We start from the raw sequence: 17936 nt of genomic DNA on the forward strand, positions 1-17936 counted from the left end.
ATCCCTCCGTTATTCACTGTTCATTCCCATCGCAAGAAGCATCGTCCGAAACTTTGCAGACGTTTCGGCAAGTTCTTCTTCAGGCTTCGATCCGGCGACAATTCCGGCGCCTGCGTACAGCCGCAGCGCGTGTTCCTCCGCCTCAGCACAGCGAATCGTTACGACCCATTCACCGTCACCGTCCGCGTCACACCAGCCGACCATACCTGTGAAAAATCCGCGGTCAAACGGCTCAATCTGTTTAATCGCTTCTTTCGCCGCATTCGTCGGCGTGCCGCAAACAGCGGGCGTCGGATGAAGAGCGGCGGCGAGCTCTAATGAAGATACAGAAAGATCTGTAAGCTCTCCCTTCAATTCAGTTGAAAGATGCCACATCGTCGGCGTGCTGATCAGCGATGGTTCCGGCACCTCCAGCTTTCGGCAAAACGGCTTGAGCGCGGAAGCAACCGCTTCGACTACGACCGCATGTTCGTGACGGTCTTTAGGAGAAGCAAGCAGTTCAGCCGCCCTTCTTCGATCTTCTTCAGGATCATCGCTTCGAGGTCTTGAACCTGCTAAAGGATTTGCCGTAACGCGGAACCCGGACCGTGATACAAGCAGCTCAGGACTTGCGCCTATCAAAGTGGTACGAGGCGCTTCCGGCGATTGCCCGGTTAAGTCAACGGCAAAGTTGTACCCGCTTGTATTGCGGCGGGCAAGATTTCGCAGCAATTGACCGATATCGTCTTTGATCGGCGAGGTCAGCTGCAAAGACCGGGAAAGGACGATCTTACTGTATTCTCCTGCTGCTATACCTGCCAACCCTCGTCTGACCCCGGTCATATACGCTTCCGGGCTTGGAATCTGCTCGATATCATAGGGGTACAGGGCAGGTTCAGGCTCCTCATTACCGTCTTCTTCACATGTCAGCGGCCCCGCCTGCCACGCTTCGACCGGCACGGTTAACTGCGCCGGCTTTGTATCGTCAAACGGTACAGCTCCGACCACCATCGGATTTTTCTGCCCGTTCTCCCTCGCTTTTTTCAGAACTTCCGCAGCCCGCTGAGCAAGGCTTTGCTCTTCCGTTTGAGAAACAGAAGCCAAAACACCTTCCGCCAGAATGGTCCGCTCAGGGGAAGAGAAAAAGAATGAAGCTCCGGCCTGATATTCCTTCAACAGCTGATCGGCAAGCGCTTCTGACACGACATGACGTTCTATCATCATTAAAACCTCCTTTAGATTGAATCAGGCTCCAAGCGTTGCTCCGCCATCGACGCGCAAATCGTGCATCGTAATATGACGAGCCCCGTCAGACAGCAAAAATACTACAGCATCTGCAATATCAGCCGGCGAAGCCAATTTTCCGAGCGGGATTCCCGTTTTGAATGTTTCAAGTGATCCTTCAATTACGCCTTGCGCAGCTTCCTCACCTTGCCATAGCGACCGCTGCATCGGCGTATCGGTTGATCCGGGCGATACGATATTGCAGCGGATATTGTACTCGGCAAGTTCAAGGCCGAGACATTTCGTAAACATTAAAGCGGCCGCCTTAGAGGCCGCATAGGCGGCCATATGCATACGCGGCACTGCCGCCGCATTTGATCCGACAGTCACGATCGCTCCAGTTCTGCGCGGAATCATCCGGCGGGCGACGGCACGCGATACGTTAAAAACCCCGGTAGAGTTGACGCTGAACGTCTTTTCCCAATCTTCATCACTCAATGAATGGATCAGACCCGTTCTGAGCACGCCGGCTACATTGACAAGCATGTCTATCGGACCGATCTCGCGTTCAACATGGGCCACAAGCTGATCGACGGCGGCACTGTCGCCCACATCCGCGGCAAAACCGGAACCCTGCAGATCTTTTCGTTCAAGTTCGGCTTCAAGTTCAAGCAGCCCTTTTCGATTTCGATCAGCTGCGGCAACAAACACCCCGCGTTCAGCAAGCGACAGAGCCACTTCTTTGCCGATTCCTTGCGAAGCCCCAGTCACCAAAGCAACCTTGCCTTTCACTCTTATCATTTCCTTTCTTAAAAACGGCAGCTCCCAAGTCTCAAAGAGTCACTGCCAGCTAAATCCTTAATTGATAATGATAATCATTATCGTTCAAAAATATAATATACCAATAAATGCAAACGGTCAAATCGTTTTCGATTGTTTATCCGTATCAATGCTCATGGTATATTATCTGTTATCCATTCTTATCTTTTCTTAAAGCTCGGGGCGCCGGAAGCGCCCCGCTGTCAAACAGGCTTGAAGGCAAACTGGAGCGCTCTGCTGATTAACACAGGCAGAACCGATATATGACCTTCCCCTTTAAATTCATGGTACTCCGCACGAATCCCCTGCTTTTCCAAGGCGGCCAAGCGGGCGGCCAGCCTTTTTGCATTGTCGTTCATCCCGCTTTTATGCGTCTTTTCAAGCTCTCCCGCCCCGAGCAATACCTTTACATCGCCATCCGCTTCCTGCAGCTTCGAAATAAAGTCATGCTCTTGCTCTTCATCAAAAAAGGACGGATGCCAATGGATGGACGGACTTCCGGCGATATATGTCTGAAACAGGGCCGGTTTTGTAAACAGGGTCTGCAGAACAAAAAGTCCGCCAAGGGAATGACCGAAAATCGCCTGCCTTTTCACATCAATCGTGAATTCCTGTTCGATCTCCGGCTTTAACTGCTGTTCGATGAAGGACAGAAAAGCTTTCGCCCCGCCCGGCTCCGGCCAGTCTGCTCCATCGGGTCTCCTGGGCAGCTCGGCGCCCGAATCCGGCAGAGTAAAATCGTAATATCGCCCCCGGTCAAAGGGAGCGTCGGTTTCATAGCCGATGCCGACGATAACGGCCGGCACGACGCCGGTTTTATCGGGACGACGCGACTGCATCCGCAATGCCTCCACCATTGTTCCAAACACGGAATTGGCGTCAAGCAGATAAATTACGGGATATCCTGCGGGCGGCGGTTCCACAAATGGTTTCGCAATAAAAATCCGGTATGTGCGGCTCCCATCCGTTGAACGCATGCACCGCTGTTCTGTCCCCGGTATCGCCACCGGAATACATTCAGCAGCATTGACAGACTGCTGAAGTTTTTCTTGAGCCATGTGATTCTCCCTTCCCCTCTTTGATTGAGCTAAAAACAGTCTAATGAACCGTCTTTTTTTGTTTAAACAGTAAAAATAAGAAGTAAGGCACACCGAAAATGGCGAGGATGATACCCGCCGGCACTTCGGACGGCTGGAACAGCAGCTTTCCGGCAAAATCAGCGCACAATACGAGAAACATCCCGATCAATCCGCTTAACAGCAATGAGTGGCGGTGCAGAACGCCGACGAGCCTCCGCGAGATGTGCGGAGCAATCAGGCCGACAAATGCCATGCTTCCAGAGATAGCCACACAGGCGCTGATGATGCCGACACAAGCCGTCAGCAGCACCACTTTTTCAACATTGGCGGATACGCCGAGACTCTTCACCGTATCTTCATGAAAGCGAATGGTATCGAGCAGGCCGGATTTTGTCAGCAGGAATGGGATGAGAAGCAGCAGCCACGGCAGTGCCGCTTGAATATACGTCCAATTCGCTGACCAGATGCTCCCGTTTTTCCAAACCATGGCCATTTCGTGGTCATTCGGATTCATCTTCAATGACAGGTACAGCGAAATAGCGCTGAAACCCGAATTGATCGCGATCCCAACGAGAATAATTCTGCCCGAATCCAAGTTGCCGCCATGCCAGGCAAACATAAAAATGAATATCGCCGCCAAAATGCCCCCGATCAAGCCGAAGAATGGCATCCCCATTGCAGCGAGCAGGCTTGTCGTTTCAGTCTGGCCTTGAAAGATCAGCATGTAGCCGACGATTGCTGCACCCGCACCGGCATTAATCCCCAGGATTCCCGGGTCAGCCAGTCCGTTCCTTGTCATCGCCTGGATAACGGAACCGGCAATGCCGAGCCCAAGACCCACGAGTGCTGCCGTCACAATCCTTGGAAGACGCAGCTCAAAAAGAAGAATGGCGTATTGCTCATTCGGATTGATGTGAAGCAATGTTGATAACAGCTCAGCCGGATGTGCGGCAAACGATCCTATTGTTATGCTGAGATAACAGATTGTGAGAATCAGCACAATAAAAACAGCATAGATGACTGCAACTTTTTTAGGCACGCTGCTCCCCTCCTTTTCTTTTGATCAAATAAAGGAAGAAAGGAACGCCGATCACCGAAGTGACGACTTCAATCGGTGTCTCAAACGGATAGTTGAGCAGCCGGCTGAGAAGATCGGCCAGCGTCAAAAAAATGCCGCCGAGAACGCAGGAGCATGGAATCATCCGGCTGTAATCCGCCCCGACGAGAAAACGCGTAATATGCGGTACAATCAGTCCGACAAAAGCAATTTTTCCCGCCATGGCGACGGAGCAGCCTGTCAGAATGACAACCGCTGCCATCGCTGTCCATTTGACGGCCTGCTTTTTCTGACCAAGGCTTTCGGAAATGTCATCTCCCAATGATAAAGCTGTCACTTTTTTGCTGAGAGAGAGCGCCAGAATGATGCCGATCACAAAAAACGGCACAGCATACTTCAGCAGCTCGGGATTCAATTGATGCAGCCTGGCGCTGTACCAGAAGCTGACGTCCTGGGAAATTTGAAAGTAAATCGACATCGCCGCTGACAGACTGCTGAGCAGCATGCTTGTGACCGTTCCGATGATGGCAAGCTGAACCGGCATAAAACCGTTTGGAATCACCGAGGCGAGGCCGAAGACGAGGCCGGCGCCAACGGCTGATCCGATAAACGAATAGCCCATCATCTCCAGGGAGGTCGAACCCGGAATCACCACCATCAGCAGCGTGATCACAAATGCTGATCCGTCGGAAACGCCCATAATCGACGGAGAAGCTAAATAATTTCGGGTGATACCCTGCATAAGCGCACCGGACACCGCCAGCGCCGCTCCGATTAAAAGAGCGCCGGCAGCGCGCGGAAGGCGGGAATGCCAAATGATTTGATGATCTGTGTTGCCCGGATCAAAATGCAGCAGCGCTGAAAAAATCACTTCGGGCTCAAGCTGTTTTGCACCGTAACATACCGACAGAAAAACGGACAGCAGTATGGCAAACGGAGCAGAAATCATAATGATGCGGGTCATTTGCTTTGAATGCATCGTTCAAGGAACCTTTTCTATTTGTTCTGCGCCAATTTCTCAGCTGCAGCCTTTAAAAATTCAACCTTGCTCCATGCCGTGCCGCCCTGCGCAAGCGGATCTACAGCATTGACAAATACATGGTCATTTTTCACTGCAGAAATGCTTTTCCAAATTGGATTATTCTCTAGATCTTTTAGCGCATTCGGCTTGTCTGCATTCTCATCGTCAGAGAATTGAACAAACATATAGTCCGGATTCATTTCGCTCAGTTTTTCTAAAGAAACTAACTCCTGGGCTTTTGCCGCCTTGACTTCTTTTGGAGCTGTGAAACCCAGCTCGCCGTATAATGTGGAATTAAAGAATACGTCTTCCGGATAGATAAAGACATTGCCTTGTCTAATTCTGACAACGAGCGCTTTTGTATCTTTGGCCGTTTTCTCAAGCTTTGTTTTTGCTTCCTTAAGGTCTGCTTCATAATCCGAAATAATCTGCTTCGCTTTATCTTCTTTGCCTGTCAGTTCAGCCAGCAGCTTTAAATTGTCTTTCCAATTTGAAGAAACGTGGGAAACAGGAATCGTCGTCGCGATGTTATCCAGTTTTTTCACCACTTTATCGGGAAATTTCGTTGAAGCCAGGATGACATCCGGTTTAAGCTCAAGAATTTTCTCTAGGTTCGGTTCTGTTTTTTCGCCGACGGCAGCTGCTTTGTCAGTAATGCTCTTGAACAGGTCCGGGAACTTTCCGGAGAAGGAAATGGCACCGGCCGGGTGAACATCCAGAAGCTTGGCATCTTCCATCGATTCCACGCTTCCCGTAATGACGATTTGTTCGGCCGGGGTCTTCACCTTGTATGTATGATCGAGGTACTCGATGCTTTTCTCAGCTGATGCTGAGCTCTTGCCATCGCCGCCCGCCTTTTCTTTGCTGTTCCCGCATCCCGCTGCGCCAAACGCGAGAAGGAGAATAAATAATAAGATTGATAGTTTTCTCATCTGACTGAGACCCCCTGATTTAATTGATAACTATTATCAATTAAAATTATAGGGTTGCCTCTTCGATAACACCATGGATTATATCCGGCAATTAAAATGGATTTTTTCCGGACAGCAGCCGAACCGCCTGGCGAATGATTCGTTCATGGCTGCATGCGGAATATTCCCGCCAAGGATCTGAATTCACCTGATACACCCGGTGATGCCGCACCGCTTTCAAATCCTGCCATGCAGCCGACTGCTGCAGCTCCCGGTAGAATGCCAGCGTCTCGGGCTCTTTAAAAATGAAAATCATGATGATATCCGGCTGATATGCCACAATCGTTTCGATGGAGACGGACCGGTCAATCGGTTCTTCCAGCGATACAGCAGGTTCAAAGCCAAGGTCGCCGAAAAATACATCTTGAACAGAGCGGTTATGCGCCAGATAAATCTCGTGTTTATGCAGGCGCAAAAACAAAAAACTTCGGCGTCCGCAGATTGGATAAAGCGTTTCTTTTGCGGTTTCGGTGAGACGCTGGTAAGACAGCAGCCATTTCTGAGCCTCCGCTTCTTCATCCAAATGGGATGCGGTCAGCATAAAATGCCTCCTCCATTGTTCCTGTGAAGGCAAAAAGAAGACATCGGCGATCGACTGGAGTTGTTTCCGTTCCTCGTAAGACACGCTGTCCATGCTGATAATGAGCTCAGGGGCAGCCGATGACAATGTCCGCAGGTTTTCTTCCCACGGCTCGTGAAAGCGGTAAGCGCTCAGATGAACCGGAATATCTGCCGCGTAATGTTTATAGTAATACGATGTCCACTTCGGATGCAGAGAAGCTGCGTAAGGAATGAGGTGCAGCGGTATCAGCTGACCGATCGTATTCTGGCCGTAGGCCGCCAGTTTCCTGCGCCTTTTTTTCATATAAACGGTCGGGGATAAGCCCGTATGCTTCTTAAATGTCCTGCTGAAATAAAATTCATCCTGATACCCGATTTGGCTTGAGATTTCCCTCAGCTTGTAGCTTGCTTTTGCCATCAGCTGCTTTGCTTTCGTCATCCGAGTCTCAGTGATAAACTCTGTCACGCTTCGACCGTACAGCTTTTTGAACGTTTCGCTGTAGTGCTTCGCGCTGATTCCGGCCATTTGCGCGAGTTGATCAAGCGTCAGGTGTGCATCTGAATGCTCTTCAATATACTCCTTTGTTTTTCCTATGGCTGATGCGGTGTTTTCGGGATGGGTCAGTTTAGCCGAATAGATATCGTACAAAAGCTGCTGCAGGTCTGCTTGGCATTTCAGCTCCTGGAGTGCTGAAGATGCCGGCCATAAGGCGGAAAGTTCCTGAAGGCGGGAGGCCAGATTTCCGACAGAATGGACATTCATCATCTGAAGGTCGGAAAAAACGTCAGGATCGGTGTCTGCTTCAAGTGTCAGGCGGCGGTCCTCATAGCTGTAGGGCTGCAGCCTGATGAGATACCCGCTGATTTCAGCTGACGAAGCTGTGATTCCGAATGTTTCATAAGGCGGAACAATATACAGCGTTTCTTTTTGGAGCGGACTGCCTGATGCCTGTATATCAATTCTCCCTTCACCCTTCAAGTGAAAGATCAAAACAAAAGAGTCTGCCAGCTGCTGTTCATCCGGAAGATCGCCGGGCTTTCTTATATGATCGACTTGCAAGAGACGATAGAAATAAGAAGATTTCATAGAAAAACCGCCTTTCTTAACACCAGTAATATCACAAAAATAAAAATGCCCCTAAAACAATATGGTAAATTGGTTGCGGGGTTCTGGTCCGGCACAAAATACCAGTTTGCAAGGTGCATTTCACATCACTTATAGCAATATGCTTCTTACGATTTACTATAACACAGTCGCTTTTATTGGGGAATAATGTTGTCAGTGCGGTCATCTGCCCAATGTGCACTTTAAAATATAATAAAAAATCAATACTTATCATTTCAATATCTTTTTGCCTGGTGTATAACTATAGAGAAATGACTATATTTAAAGGGAAGGCGTGACTTCTTATTTTGGAAATGACATCCAGCATGAAAAAATCGCTTGATGCGATTGCAAAATGGGGGAAAATAACCGGCGTTTTTATGATTATCGGCGGAGGCATCTATGCCTTCTTCGGAATTTCTTTGCTTATCATCGGAGCCGCTCCAGGTGTGCTGATGATTTTTTCGGGGATCTACCTTATAAAATCGGCAAACGCCGCTCAGAAAATGAGTGATGACATGCCGCAAGAACCGCATGAAGCCTTGCTTGATAACTATGTGAAGTTTATGAAATGGCAATTTTTCTTCTTACTATCCATTATTGTGATCTTTATTTTATGCATAGTCGTCTTTTTCTTCCTGATCTTTTTAGGTATTCTTACCGATTTACACAGCGGATATGATCCTTATTATTATGAATGAAAATCAAAAGCCTGTCTCGGGAATTGATCCCGAGACAGGCTTTTATTATTCGGCTTCACCGACAACAGTGAAACGCTCATTGATATGCTCGCCTTTTTCAGCCTCGTCCACCACTGCAATGGAATAGTCTGCATAGCTGATGTAGCTTTCTCCGGCGGCGTTTACGATTAAGTTTTCCTGACCTTTTTGATATGAACCTGTTCGCTTTCCTTCCAGGTCGAAAATTGCCGCCGGGCAGATGAACGAAAAAACATCGGAAAGTTAAACGATTAGTACATAAGAACAAGGATGATGATGAGATCAATCAAAAGCATATATAAAAGTCTGCATGAAGATACAGGCTGAGCTACTTGCTTTGTGCCAGATTGTTGAATAAGGATCGTCTTTAAAGAGGTCATTGTTGTCTTAATATCGAAATAAAGAGTGATGGGAGGTTCGTTTCATGCATATCACAACAGAAAGGTTATTGATACGTGAATTTGAATTTAAAGATTGGCAAGCTGTATATGAGTATACATCAGATATTAATGTGATGAAGTATATACCGGAAGGCGTTTTTACTGAAGAAGATGCAAAGGCATTTGTAAATAAAAACAAAGGGAATAACGCTGAAAAATTCCCTGTCATACTAATGGATGAAGATTTACTTATAGGCCATATTGTTTTTCATAAGTATTTTGGTGAACATACATATGAGATCGGGTGGGTGTTTAATCGTAAATATCAAAATAAAGGGTATGCTTCTGAAGCAGCAGAAGCTATCTTGAAATATGGATTTAAAGAAATGAACTTACATAGGATTATAGCTACGTGTCAACCTGAGAATATTCCATCATACCGAGTGATGGAGAAGATTGGAATGAGAAGAGAAGGCTTCTTTAAAAAATGTATTCCCAAAGACAATGAATGGTGGGATGAATATTATTACGCTATTTTAAAGGAAGAGTGGAATTGAACGATGTTGAATTGGCGATACAACAAAATATCACCGACTACTTAGAACATAGTAGCTAAGCGAAGGTGATATATTAAGCGATATGCTTCCCTACATCAACATCATATGGCTGCAGCAAGCTTTGTAGATATGCAGTTTTAGGTGAGCCCTCCCTTTTCATTCTCATCAGTAAGGATAACCGGCATACGATCATGAATGTCCACCATAGGCCTCATAAGGCTGTGTTGTGATGATTGTGGATGTGTCATCAATAATATTTCCTTATTTGTAACAAAATAAGTTACATGTTGATGATGAAACATCATCTCTTATTTAAAAGAGATGAGTTAAGACGTCTTTAAGAGACTTGCTGGCCAATTCGTTCTCCATCGCCTGCTGAACGCTGTGAAACGTTTGGTCAAGCGTTGTTTGAATTTGTCTTCCAACCGGACAGTTTGGATTCGGCTTGTCATGAATCGCAAACAATTCCTCTTGCGGCTGAACCGCGCGGTAAATATCCAGCAGAGATATATCTTCAGGATCTCTTTTCAGGGTTGCCCCGGCCACTCCCGGCCGCGACGTCAGAATACCGCCTTTTTTGAGCTGGCTGATCATGCGTCTGATCACAACCGGGTTCGTATTGACGCTCCCGGCGATCATTTCCGAAGATTCCCGCGGGTTTGCAGCGATTAAAGACAAAATATGAATGGCCACTGAAAGACGGGTGTTCACCATAAGTTTTCACCACCGATGTAATTATTATAGTTACAGGATAAGTTTTTTGTCAACTATTATCATATCCTTAATAATCGTAAGAATAAATAAAATTTTTTTCAAACCACCTTCATGTCTCACTTTGGAACTTTTTCATAGGATCTTTCGTATTGATTGATGAAAGGAGTGTTTTTCAATGAAAGAGATAGCAGAAGGAAAAGCAGCTTTGGATGTCCGGCTTGAGCCGAATGAAGAGATCAGATCTATTATTCTTTGCGCTTATAACGCGAGACTGTCTGCACGTTACACTCCTTACAGAGGCGTGCTTGCGGCCACTGACAGGCGGCTCATGTTTTATTCTTCTCTGTTTGGCGCCCCTTTTCACCTTGACATCCGCTTTGATACCATCTCCTCGTTCCGCCGCGAAAAAGGGCTGATAACAGGAGGCGATCACCTCGTCGTGATGAACAACGGGGATCGGGAAGCATTTCAATATTTTAGCGGCTGTGATCCTTTGGAAACATTCATCGAATCCGTTCGAAAGCTAAGGAAACTGCCTGAAGACATCATGCATGTCTGAAAAACGCCGGCTTCGGGTTGTGCCCGCAGCCGGCATACTCAATTATTAATCTCGTACTTCTCCCCATATCTCAGCACTTTATAAATTGCCATTCCATCAGAAAGATGATTTTCGGAATATCTCACGGGAATCAGAGCAAAAAATACATAATAGGTTGAAAAATAAACAAACTGGTAGAAAAAAATATTTTCGGGTATGATGTCTTTGATAATCAGCAGATTGACAATAAAAATAGACGCTAAATTAAACAGCGATCCGCCGGCATAAATCATCGCATTCGTAAAACGGTTATCGTATTTCAGATCTCCGTATTTGCAGAAGGAATCCATGAAGTAAACACTTCTGATTTGCACAGGGCCGATTTTCAGCAATTTTTTGCCCATCCCGATTTCAAGCGAAGATTTCCCGCCGAACAACACCGCCATGACGCTGTGGCCCAAGACATGAAGCACCGACACGGCGGGAAAAACGATCAAGAACGACCAGAAGAATTTGACAATATCCTGCAGTCCGAACATTCAATCATCCTTTCTGTTTCAGCCCATGTTTTTTAAAGAATTTCCGCTTTTCCCCCCGTATCAAACCTGTCAATATGCAAATCAAGCCGGCCTCCGAAGCATAAAAAAAACCGCCCATCTTTTCAATGGACGGCTCTCTCCAAGGCGGTCAATTATCCTCCTATATAGGACATTTCAACCTTTTTCCGCGGAGCCGCTTTTGAAAGAGCGCGGTCGAGCGAATATTGGTCATCGCGATTCCGCCAGACGGTGCCGATCGCCTTTACCAGCTCCTGATCGGTCTGCCCGCTTCTGATCAGAGTTCTTAAATCAAACCCGCTCGATGCGAAAAGACATGTGAAAAGCTCGCCTTTCGCCGATAGTCTTGCTCTGTTGCACGTGCTGCAAAAAGCATCGGATACAGAAGAGATAAAACCGATTTCTCCTGAACCGTCCAGATATCCGTACCGTTTGGCGACTTCTCCTTTGTAGTTCGGGTCGATCTGTTCAACCGGCATGTCTTCATTGATGATCCGGATGATATCCGCTTTTGTCACCACTGACTGACGGTTCCATTCATTTGTGTTCCCGACATCCATAAACTCAATAAACCGCAAGATATGGCCTTTTTCTTTAAAATAGCGGGCCATCGGCAAAATATCCTTTTCATTGACCCCTTTTTGGACGACCATGTTGATCTTGACGCCGAGTCCGGCCTCTTTCGCCGCTTCAATTCCGGCCAGCACCTTGCTGACGGAGACGCCTCTGCCGTTGATCGCTTTGAAACGTTCGTCATCCAGGGAATCCAGGCTGACCGTGACCCGTTTCAGCCCCGCTTTTTTCAGCTTGTCAGCGTAAACCGGCAGCAGAACGCCGTTCGTCGTCATCGCAATATCGCGAATCCCTTTGATCTCCGCAAGCTTCCCGACTAATTCCGGCATATCTTTTCTCATCAACGGCTCGCCGCCGGTGAGGCGGATTTTTTCCACCCCGAACTGATGAACAAACAGCTTGGCCAATCGTTCAAGCTCTTCAAAGGACAACAGTTCGCCTTTTGGCAAAAACGGATAATCCTGTCCAAAGATTTCGGCAGGCATGCAATACGTACATCTTAAGTTGCAGCGGTCGGTGACAGAAATTCTTAAATCCCGAAGCGGCCGGCTTTTCTGATCCAAAACTTGTTCACTGTTGTTGTTCACGCCTGTTGCCTCCTTTATGTTAACTGAATTCGCTCGTGATGCGTATATACATTAAATGACCGGTTCCTGGCAAAACCAATCGTCATGATATTCAGCTCCTCTGCCATTTGAATGGCCAGCTCGGTCGGCGCCGACTTGGAAATGACCGCGGAAACCCCGATTTTTGCGGCTTTAAGCAGCACTTCCGAAGAAATTCTGCCGCTGAACACGATCAGCTTGTCGCGCACAGGGACCTGGTGAAGCAGACAATATCCGTACAATTTATCAAGCGCATTATGTCTTCCGATATCAGATCTGACTGCAATCAGCTTGTCAGTGCTGCACAAAGCGGCATTATGAACGCCCCCCGTATGGCGAAAAAGCTTGCTGTTTTTCTGCATGTCGCGCATCAGCGCCAAACAGTTCTCAGGCGTAATGGTCACGCCGTCAATCGCCGTTTTTGCGGTTTTGACGTCCTGCTGGAAATAAAAATGCCGCCCTTTTCCGCAGCAGGAGCCGATCACCCGCTTCGTGTAATCCTTCAGTACCAGCTTTTTTGAGCTGACAAGGTCGACATATGCGAATCCGAGACTTTCATCTATTGTAAACCTTTTAATCTCATTTTTAAATCGGATCACACCTTCAGACGCGAGAAATCCGATCACCAGTTCTTCCAGGCTGTCCGGCGAACAAACAAGCGTGACAAATTCCTCACCGTTCACCATGACAGTCAGGGGGAATTCCGTTGCCATCTGATCTTCTTGCTGTGTCATCTCTCCATTATCATAACGGAAAATGTTTCGGCTTGTTGTGATGTTTTTCCCCATGAATAAACCCCGCCCCTTTGTTTCTTATCATATCTATTACTATACTCGTCTATCATGCCGTTTCACAACCGTCAGGTCAAATTTGGAAGCTTCATCTTGTTGATAGCTTGAAAACATGATATTATTTTTTAAAAGTTCAAAAAATATACACTTTTCAAACAGACTGCCTTTCTTCGCAGCAACCCCGGAAACCGCTTTCAAACAATCGCTCCCCGGCAGCCTTCTGTCTTTATGACAAGCCTTTCTTTTCCACAGGAGGTTCTCGCATGAAAAAAGTGAAAAACAGGTGGCTCATTGCTTTATGTGCTGTAGGTATTCATTTGTCTATCGGGTCTGTATACGCATGGAGCGTCTTTACAAACCCGCTCGCTGAAACCTTCGGCTGGAGCCTCAGCCAGATCAGCCTGACGTTCAGCATCGCTATTTTATTTCTCGGTCTTTCAGCCGCATTTTTGGGGCACTTCGTCGAAAAGCACGGCCCTAAAAAAGCAGGCATGCTCGCCGCTCTTTTCTTCGGAGCTGGCGTGACGTTTTCAGGCTTCGCCGTTCAGATCGGCTCCCTTCCCCTGCTTTATTTGTTTTACGGCGTCTTCGGAGGAATCGGACTCGGCGTCGGCTATATTACGCCCGTATCTTCGCTTGTTAAATGGTTTCCTGACCGCCGCGGCTTGGCTACTGGGCTAGCCATTATGGGATTCGGATTTGCGGCCTTGATCAGCAGCCCGATCATGCAGAAGCTGATCTCAGCGGTCGGTATAGCCAATACCTTTTTTATTCTCGGCATTTGCTACTTTTTTGTGATGATGCTGTCTTCGCTTTACCTCGCTCCGCCGGAAGACGGCTGGAAGCCTGAAGGATTTTCAACCGAAAAAAACGGAAAGACGCAAAGCGCCGATATTTCCCAGCTGACGGCAAATGAAGCCATTAAAACGAAACGCTTTTATTATTTATGGCTGATGCTTTTTATTAATGTTACGTGCGGAATCGCCATCATATCCATCGCTTCGCCGCTGGCGCAGGAAAGTGCGGGCATGTCCGCCGCCGCTGCTGCCGCTCTCGTCGGCGTTTTGGGCGCATTTAACGGCTTAGGGCGGATCGGCTGGGCCTCAGCATCTGATTACATCGGCCGGCCGAATACGTATACCGTCTTTTTCGCTGTACAGCTGATCGCCTTTCCGCTTTTGCCGTTTATTTCTGACAAGGCCGTATTCTCTGTTTTGATGGCATTGATCTATACGTGCTATGGAGGCGGGTTTGCCGCAATTCCGGCTTATATCGGGGATTTGTTCGGAACAAAGCAGCTCGGTGCAATTCACGGATACATTTTAACGGCATGGGCGGCGGCAGGACTTGCGGGCCCGATGTTCTCTTCTTGGGTGCGTGATGCAACAGGAAGCTACAGCCAGAGCCTGACGGTTTTCGCAGCACTGTTCGCCATCGGCCTGTTCATTTCGATCTTCATTAGAACCGACATTAAACAGTTGCGAAAAAAAGCGGCGGTTCATGTCTCAAACTCGATAAAAGGATGATCTGGCAGTATCCGCTGGAAAGGAGAGAATGGAATGGGAAAAACAAAGCATGAAGGTCCGATGAAGCTGAATAAAAAACCCGCGCCAAAACTGTGGGCGTCTTGGGCGCCGCTGGGACTCGGAAAGGTAAAGCCAAAGCATATCAGAGATACGATGAAAACGGCGTGGGACAATAAAGACAACCTTTCGTACGCCTACAGAATTTTGACGCAAGGCGTGTGCGACGGCTGTGCGCTCGGTGTATCCGGGCTCCGTGATCAGACGCTCACAGGGCCTCATCTATGCACGACGCGGCTGAACGTCCTCCGCTTAAATACGATGCCTGCGATCGAGGACAAATGGCTGTCCGCCGACATTGAACAGCTGAGAAAGCTGGATAGCACCGAGCTGAGAAAGCTCGGACGTATCCCTTATCCGCTGTCGAGAAAAAAAGGAGAACGGTCGTTTTCGAGAATTTCATGGGACGAAGCACTCAGCCGAATCGCGGACAAAATCAAATCGATTGATAAACGACAGCTCGCCTTTTATTTAACGGCCAGGGGTATTACGAATGAGGTATACTATACAGCCGCAAAAGCGGCTCGGTTTATCGGCACAAACAACATTGACAACGCCTCGCGGATCTGCCACTCGCCAAGCAAAACGGCTTTAAAAAGGTCCCTTGGCATCGGCGCCTCAAGCTGCAGCTACCGAGACTGGATCGGGACGGATGTCCTCGTCTTCTGGGGATCTGTCGCCGCCAATAACCAGCCGGTGTCAACAAAATACATGTATGCCGCCAAAAAAGCGGGAACAAAAATCATTATGATCAACCCGTACCTGGAACCTTCGATGGAGAAATATTGGATTCCATCGATAGCTGAGAGCGCCTTTTTCGGCACCAAAATCACTGATGACGTATACCAAGTCAATATCGGCGGCGACATTGCCTTTATGAACGGGGTAATGAAGCACTGGTTTGAAATGGAACGGGAGGCCCCCGGTTCAAGCATTGACCGCGCTTTTATCGAAGCACACACAAACGGATTCAATGAGCTTAAACAGCATATCGAAAAACAAAATTGGAAGACGCTTGAAGAGTCATCCGGCATATCGAAAGATAGAATGAAAGAATTCGCCATCTTGCTGGCCCGGGCGAAAACCGGCGTTTTCATTTGGAGCATGGGACTCACACAGCACCGTTTTGCGACCGACAACATTTCACAGGTGGCAAATCTCGCCCTTTTACAAGGATTCATCGGCAGAAAGCATTGCGGCCTTATGCCGATCAGAGGGCACAGCGGTGTGCAGGGTTCTGGAGAAATGGGTGCCGATCCTTTCGTCCTGCCAGGCGGTGATTTTGACGAAGAAACTACCGCACGGATCGAGAAGATTTGGGGCTTTCGAATACCGACTTGGCAAGGCGATACGATCGGCCAGACAATCGAAAACATGCTGCTGCCGAACGAAAGCGAAAGAAAAGTAAAAGTGTTTTATACGAGCGGAGGCAACTTTTTGGAAACGATGCCGAACCCCGATTTTATCAAAAAAGCATTACAGGAAGTTGAGATGAGAGTCCATCAGGACATCATCTTCAATACTTCCACCCTTGTCGATGCCAAAGAAGAAGTTATCATTCTCCCCGCAATGACAAGATATGAACAGCCTGGCGGAGGAACCTCGACCAGTACGGAACGGATGGTCTATTTCAGCCCTGAAATTAAAGGACCGCGCATCGGAGAAGCCCGTTCTGAATGGGAAATTTATATGGATCTTGCCAAACGGGTTCGGCCCGCAGACAAAGAACTGATCCATTTTGACGACGCTGCAGAAATCCGTGAAGAAATCGCTGCTGCCAACCGGAATTATGACGGGATTCAGCATTTAAAAAAACGCGGAGATGTCTTTCAATGGGGCGGCGCCTGGCTTTGTGAAGGCGGGATGTGTCCGACGGCAGACGGTAAGGGTAACCTGATCCCCGTCGATCTTCCTGAAAACAGACAAACTGAAGGACGCTTCCTCGTGACGACAAGGAGGGGAAAACAGTTCAACTCGATGATTTATAGTGAAAAAGATCCTTTCAACGCGGCAGATCGCCGGGATGTCATGATCAATCCAAAAGATGCCGAGGAGCTTTATATTCAAGATGGAGAAGCGATCGTTCTATTCAACCGCTACGGAACTTTCCAAGGCCTGGCAAAATATGCCACCGTACAACGCGGAAACACGGCGGTCTACTGGCCGGAAGGAAATGTCCTGATCCCTAAAGGCGTATACGAAAACCATGCCCGTATTCCGGAATACAACACGGCGGTCATGATTGAAAAGGCGGAGATTTTCCATTCAAGAAAAGATCCGCGCTATGCAGAAAAACGAATCGAAGAACTCGAAATGTCGACAGATTAGCTTAACAGAAGGTCGGGACGGCACTGCGGCCGTCCCGCTCTCGTACGGAGTTACTGAGACAGTTTTACGCCTTCTTCTTTCCATACCTTTTTAAAATCAGAAGCTGAGTCGGCTTCAATCAATTTTCCGCCGCCAGCAGCAGCTACTTTTTTAAGCTTAGCTTTTTCTTTCACGGTTTTCACATCAAGTCCAACAATGTTGACGATTGTTTTAATGTTGGATTTGCGCAGATCTTTCGCTGCCTGAACAGGGTCTCCTCCGCATGTTTCTTCACCGTCTGTCACGATGTAAACATAATTCTTACCATCTTTATCGGCAAGATCTTCTTTTACATCATAAAGAGATTTTGCAATCGGAGACCAGCCTGTAGGCTTAATTCCGCTTAAAGCGTTTTCGAACGAGTTGGAAGAAAACGGCTGCAGATCATAGACGGTTTCCGTCGTACCGCAAGATAGTTCTTTTCCGGAGTTTTTATTGTTGCCTTTATGTCCGAACACATTCAGCATAACATTCGCATCGCTTGAAAGCAGGTCAGCAAAGTCGGTTACGGATTCTTTGGCAATATCAAATTTTCTTTCTCCTTCAACCTTTTGTGCCATGCTGCCGCTTGCATCAAGCACAACTGCAACATTGACATCTTTTTTGCTGTTGTCCGCATTTCCGTCTTCAGCCGCGAAAGCAGCAGCCGGAGCCAATGACAAAAGCATGGTGAACGTTGTTAACAGAGTAAACCTTTTTTTCACCTTTCTCACTTTCCTTTCCGCACTTTTTTTCG

The 17936-nt window shown here is 47.7% G+C and carries 17 protein-coding genes and 2 pseudogenes; 5 read left to right on the forward strand and 14 right to left on the reverse strand.

Annotated features, from left to right (window positions below; genetic code table 11):
- Window positions 1-9 precede the first annotated feature (9 nt).
- From dhbC to btr, 7 genes are all read right to left on the reverse strand, one after another.
- Window positions 10-1200 carry an isochorismate synthase DhbC gene (gene dhbC / locus M1D67_RS20005; protein WP_479831471.1) on the reverse strand — a complete coding sequence of 397 codons (1191 nt, stop codon included), beginning with the start codon at window positions 1198-1200 and terminating at the stop codon, window positions 10-12.
- Window positions 1201-1224: 24 nt separating this feature from the next.
- On the reverse strand, window positions 1225-2004 hold the full coding sequence (locus M1D67_RS20010; RefSeq protein WP_035400343.1) for a 2,3-dihydro-2,3-dihydroxybenzoate dehydrogenase: 780 nt from the start codon (window positions 2002-2004) through the stop codon (window positions 1225-1227).
- 221 nt (window positions 2005-2225) lie between these two features.
- Window positions 2226-3080, reverse strand: coding sequence for an alpha/beta hydrolase (locus tag M1D67_RS20015; protein WP_479831472.1), 855 nt, complete (start codon window positions 3078-3080; stop codon window positions 2226-2228).
- A 40-nt stretch (window positions 3081-3120) separates the two neighbouring features.
- Window positions 3121-4140: a FecCD family ABC transporter permease gene (locus tag M1D67_RS20020; protein ID WP_023857102.1), complete on the reverse strand. Its 1020-nt coding sequence runs from the start codon at window positions 4138-4140 to the stop codon at window positions 3121-3123.
- A complete protein-coding gene (locus tag M1D67_RS20025) occupies window positions 4133-5137 on the reverse strand; it encodes a FecCD family ABC transporter permease (RefSeq protein WP_020453237.1) in 1005 nt (334 codons plus the stop codon). The genes M1D67_RS20020 and M1D67_RS20025 overlap by 8 nt, the downstream gene beginning before the upstream one ends.
- Window positions 5138-5154: 17 nt before the next feature.
- The gene (locus tag M1D67_RS20030; RefSeq protein ID WP_096748368.1) at window positions 5155-6111 is read right to left on the reverse strand and encodes an iron-hydroxamate ABC transporter substrate-binding protein; all 957 of its coding nucleotides are present in this window, start codon (window positions 6109-6111) and stop codon (window positions 5155-5157) included.
- Window positions 6112-6202: 91 nt separating this feature from the next.
- Window positions 6203-7798: a bacillibactin transport transcriptional regulator Btr gene (gene btr / locus M1D67_RS20035; protein ID WP_479831473.1), complete on the reverse strand. Its 1596-nt coding sequence runs from the start codon at window positions 7796-7798 to the stop codon at window positions 6203-6205.
- Between the two features lie 332 nt (window positions 7799-8130).
- Between btr and M1D67_RS20040 the strand changes: the two genes are divergently transcribed.
- On the forward strand, window positions 8131-8517 hold the full coding sequence (locus M1D67_RS20040) for a DUF5362 family protein (RefSeq protein WP_231005659.1): 387 nt from the start codon (window positions 8131-8133) through the stop codon (window positions 8515-8517).
- 45 nt (window positions 8518-8562) lie between these two features.
- Here M1D67_RS20040 and M1D67_RS20045 read toward each other — a convergent pair.
- Window positions 8563-8766 (reverse strand): annotated as a pseudogene (locus tag M1D67_RS20045) (NAD(P)-dependent oxidoreductase); the annotation flags it as partial.
- 193 nt (window positions 8767-8959) lie between these two features.
- On the opposite strand from M1D67_RS20045, the gene M1D67_RS20050 reads away from it, so the two are divergent.
- Window positions 8960-9472: a GNAT family N-acetyltransferase gene (locus M1D67_RS20050; RefSeq protein WP_025810650.1), complete on the forward strand. Its 513-nt coding sequence runs from the start codon at window positions 8960-8962 to the stop codon at window positions 9470-9472.
- A 73-nt stretch (window positions 9473-9545) separates the two neighbouring features.
- Here M1D67_RS20050 and M1D67_RS20055 read toward each other — a convergent pair.
- Window positions 9546-9715 (reverse strand): annotated as a pseudogene (locus tag M1D67_RS20055) (SOS response-associated peptidase family protein); the annotation flags it as partial.
- A gap of 69 nt (window positions 9716-9784) precedes the next feature.
- Window positions 9785-10186: an Rrf2 family transcriptional regulator gene (locus M1D67_RS20060; RefSeq protein ID WP_020453242.1), complete on the reverse strand. Its 402-nt coding sequence runs from the start codon at window positions 10184-10186 to the stop codon at window positions 9785-9787.
- A gap of 175 nt (window positions 10187-10361) precedes the next feature.
- On the opposite strand from M1D67_RS20060, the gene M1D67_RS20065 reads away from it, so the two are divergent.
- Window positions 10362-10745, forward strand: coding sequence for a GRAM domain-containing protein (locus M1D67_RS20065; protein WP_229129223.1), 384 nt, complete (start codon window positions 10362-10364; stop codon window positions 10743-10745).
- 38 nt (window positions 10746-10783) lie between these two features.
- On the opposite strand, the gene M1D67_RS20070 is transcribed toward M1D67_RS20065, so the two are convergent.
- The 3 genes from M1D67_RS20070 to fdhD form a co-directional block, all read right to left on the reverse strand.
- Window positions 10784-11263, reverse strand: a complete 480-nt coding sequence (locus tag M1D67_RS20070; protein ID WP_023857096.1) for a hypothetical protein — start codon at window positions 11261-11263, stop codon at window positions 10784-10786.
- Window positions 11264-11415: 152 nt separating this feature from the next.
- On the reverse strand, window positions 11416-12441 hold the full coding sequence (gene moaA / locus M1D67_RS20075; RefSeq protein ID WP_048350588.1) for a GTP 3',8-cyclase MoaA: 1026 nt from the start codon (window positions 12439-12441) through the stop codon (window positions 11416-11418).
- 14 nt (window positions 12442-12455) lie between these two features.
- Window positions 12456-13247: a formate dehydrogenase accessory sulfurtransferase FdhD gene (gene fdhD, locus M1D67_RS20080; protein WP_103749408.1), complete on the reverse strand. Its 792-nt coding sequence runs from the start codon at window positions 13245-13247 to the stop codon at window positions 12456-12458.
- A 266-nt stretch (window positions 13248-13513) separates the two neighbouring features.
- On the opposite strand from fdhD, the gene M1D67_RS20085 reads away from it, so the two are divergent.
- Both M1D67_RS20085 and M1D67_RS20090 read left to right on the forward strand, forming a co-directional pair.
- Window positions 13514-14776, forward strand: a complete 1263-nt coding sequence (locus tag M1D67_RS20085; RefSeq protein WP_479831474.1) for an L-lactate MFS transporter — start codon at window positions 13514-13516, stop codon at window positions 14774-14776.
- Between the two features lie 33 nt (window positions 14777-14809).
- Complete coding sequence (locus M1D67_RS20090) at window positions 14810-17161, forward strand: FdhF/YdeP family oxidoreductase (RefSeq protein ID WP_479831475.1); 2352 nt, start codon at window positions 14810-14812, stop codon at window positions 17159-17161.
- Between the two features lie 50 nt (window positions 17162-17211).
- Here the strand turns inward: M1D67_RS20090 and M1D67_RS20095 are convergent, their stop codons facing one another.
- Window positions 17212-17904 (reverse strand): VWA domain-containing protein, encoded by a 693-nt coding sequence (locus tag M1D67_RS20095; RefSeq protein WP_023857089.1) that lies wholly within the window; start codon window positions 17902-17904, stop codon window positions 17212-17214.
- Between the last annotated feature and the right edge of the window lie 32 nt (window positions 17905-17936).

This window comes from Bacillus sp. PK6-025 (assembly GCF_056530265.1).